Source organism: Streptomyces alkaliterrae (assembly GCF_007097205.2).
GTDB lineage: Bacteria > Actinomycetota > Actinomycetes > Streptomycetales > Streptomycetaceae > Streptomyces > Streptomyces alkaliterrae.
In genome coordinates this window covers 1-2,578 of record NZ_VJYK02000489.1, presented here as the reverse complement: position 1 = coordinate 2,578, position 2,578 = coordinate 1, and the positions used below count along the sequence as shown (strand labels likewise).

Genomic DNA, 2,578 nt, shown 5'->3' with positions numbered 1-2,578 from the left:
GGGGCGGGCAGTGCGTGCAGTTCGATGCGGCGCAGGCGGCAGCCGTCCAACGGGCGTCCGACCAGGGTGTGTTCGGGGCCTTCGGTCGGTCCGAGGAGGAGGGTTCCCGGGGTGAGGCGGCCGAGGTGGTGCCAGTGTCCGGCCCGGGTGGTGCCGACGGCGAAGAGGTCCATGGCGCCGTCCAGCACCAGCCACAGCACGTGCGGGCCCTCCAGGCCGATGCTGCGCGTCGACAACCGCTCGACGGGCGTGCCGAGTTCGCCGAGCGCGGCGACCACCGGGTCGACGCCGTGGGTCGCCGGGTGGACGCCGTACTCCGGCGTGACGTACGGGGACTCCGACACCTCAGTGCTCCCTGACCAGGGCCGCGTACGCGCCACCTGCTGCGAGCAGTCGGTCGTGGCGGCCGCGTTCGACGACCGCGCCGCGGTCGAGCACCACGATCTCGTCGCTGTCGCGCACGGTGGACAGCCGGTGGGCGATGACCACGCACGCGCAGCCGCGTCGGCGCAGGTTGTCGATGATGAGCTGTTCGGTGACCGCGTCCAGCGCGCTGGTCACCTCGTCGAGCACCAGCACGCTGGGGCGGCGTACGAGGGCGCGGGCGATCTCCAGCCGCTGGCGCTGCCCGCCGGAGAAGTTCCGGCCGTCCTGCTCGACGCGGCCGTACAGACCGCCCGGGCGGGCGGCGACCACGTCGTACAGCGCGGCGTCGCGCAGGGCGGCGGCCACCGCCTCGTCCGTCACCGACGGGTCCCACAGTGCGACGTTGTCCCGGACGGTGCCCTCGAAGAGGAAGACGTCCTGGTCGACGAAGGACACCGAGGCGGCGAGGGTGCCGCGCGGGATGTCCTCGATCCGCATGCCGTCCACGCGGATCACGCCCTCCCACGGCGTGTGCAGCCCGGCGACGAGCCGCGAGACGGTCGACTTGCCGCTGCCGGAGCCGCCGACGAGGGCGACCTGCTGGCCGGGGCCGACGCTGAGCGAGAAGTCCCGCAGGAGGGGTTCGTCGAGTGGGCTGTAGCCGAAGGTGACGTTGTCGATCTCGACGTGGCCGGTCAACCGCCTTGCGCCGCCTGCCTGTTCGGAACGGCGGAGCAGCGGGTCGGCGGGGAAGTTCTCCACGTCCTTGAGCCGGTTGACGTCGGCGCCGAAGTCCTGCACCCGGCCTACGACGCCGTTCAGCCGGGTGATGGGCGCGGTGAAGCTGGTGACCAGTGCCTGGAAGGCGACGAGCAGCCCGACCGTGAGGTGCCCCTCGACGGCGCGCAGGCCGCCGATCCACAGGATGAGCGCGCTGTTGAGCGCCGCGAGGGTGGGGGCGACCACGGCCAGCCAGGCGCTGGGCACGCCGAGGCGCTGCTGCACCTCCAGCGTGGTGGCGTGCTGGCCCGCCCAGCGGCGGAAGAAGCCGTCCTCGCCGCCGGTCGCCTTCAGCGTCTCGATGAGCTGGAGGCCGCTGTAGGAGGTGTTGGTGAGGCGGGCGGTGTCGGCGCGCAGCTTCTGCGTGTTGGTGGCGCGCAACCCGACGACGACCCGCATGGCCACGATGTTGAGCAGCGCGACGAGCACTCCGACGACGGTGAGGCCGGGGTCGTACGTCCACAGCAGTACGGCGTAGAGCAGCACGACGACGGCGTCGACGCCTGCGGCGGCCAGGTCCCTGGCGAGGGTTTCGGCGACGGTGTCGTTGGACTCCAGGCGCTGCACGAGGTCGGCCGGGTTGCGTTGGGTGTAGAACGCCACCGGCAGGCGCAGGAGGTGGCGGAGGAAGCGGGCGCTGCCGAGGGTGGAGGTGACCAGGCGGCCGCGCAGCAGGTTGGCCTGCTGCAGCCCGGTGAGGGTGGCGGTGAGCAGCAGGGCGAGCGCCATGCCCGCGAAGACCACGCCGAGGGTGGAGGTCTGCCCGCCGATCAGGAACTCGTCGACGTAGGTGCGGCTGAGCGCGGGCATCGTGGCGCCGACGACCACCAGCAGCAGGCTGGCGAGGACGGCCGCCGTGAGGGTGGCCGAGGTGCCGCGCAGCCGGGACGGGACGGCGCGCAGCACACCGGGTCGCCGCCCGCCGCGCCGGAAGCCGGGGCCGGGTTCGAAGGTGAGCACCACGCCGGTGAAGCTGGTGTCGAACTCCTCCAGGGGGACGAACCGGCGTCCCTTGTCGGGGTCGTTGACGTACGCGCCGCGTCGGCCGAAGCGGCGGCCCATGCCGTCGTAGACGACGTAGTGGTTGAACTCCCAGAACAGGATGGCCGGGCCCTTGAGCTGGGACAGTGCCGCCAGGTCCATCTGCATGCCCTTGGCGCGCAGGCCGTGGCCCCGGGCGGCGCGCAGCAGGTTCCCGGCGCGGGAGCCGTCGCGGGAGACGCCGCAGGCGATGCGCAGCTCCTCCAGCGGCACGTAGCGGCCGTGGTGCCCGAGCACCATCGCGAGTGCGGCGGCGCCGCACTCGACGGCCTCCATCTGGAGGACGGTCGGGGTGCGCACGGGGCGGGGCGTGCGGCCCCTGGGCAGTCCGCCGCCCCGGGCGCGCCTCCCGGCGGGGGCCCGGCGGCGTCGGCGGGCCCCGGGGTCGGGT

1 protein-coding gene and 1 pseudogene are annotated in these 2,578 nt (G+C 73.5%); both read right to left on the bottom strand.

What is annotated here, in order from left to right; translation table 11 throughout:
• Positions 1-344, bottom strand: a pseudogene (locus tag FNX44_RS25940) (NHLP bacteriocin export ABC transporter permease/ATPase subunit); the annotation flags it as partial.
• Between the two features lies 1 nt (position 345).
• Positions 346-2,578 (bottom strand): NHLP family bacteriocin export ABC transporter peptidase/permease/ATPase subunit (locus FNX44_RS25935; RefSeq protein ID WP_438948045.1); only part of this gene is annotated, 2,233 nt, incomplete at its 5' end.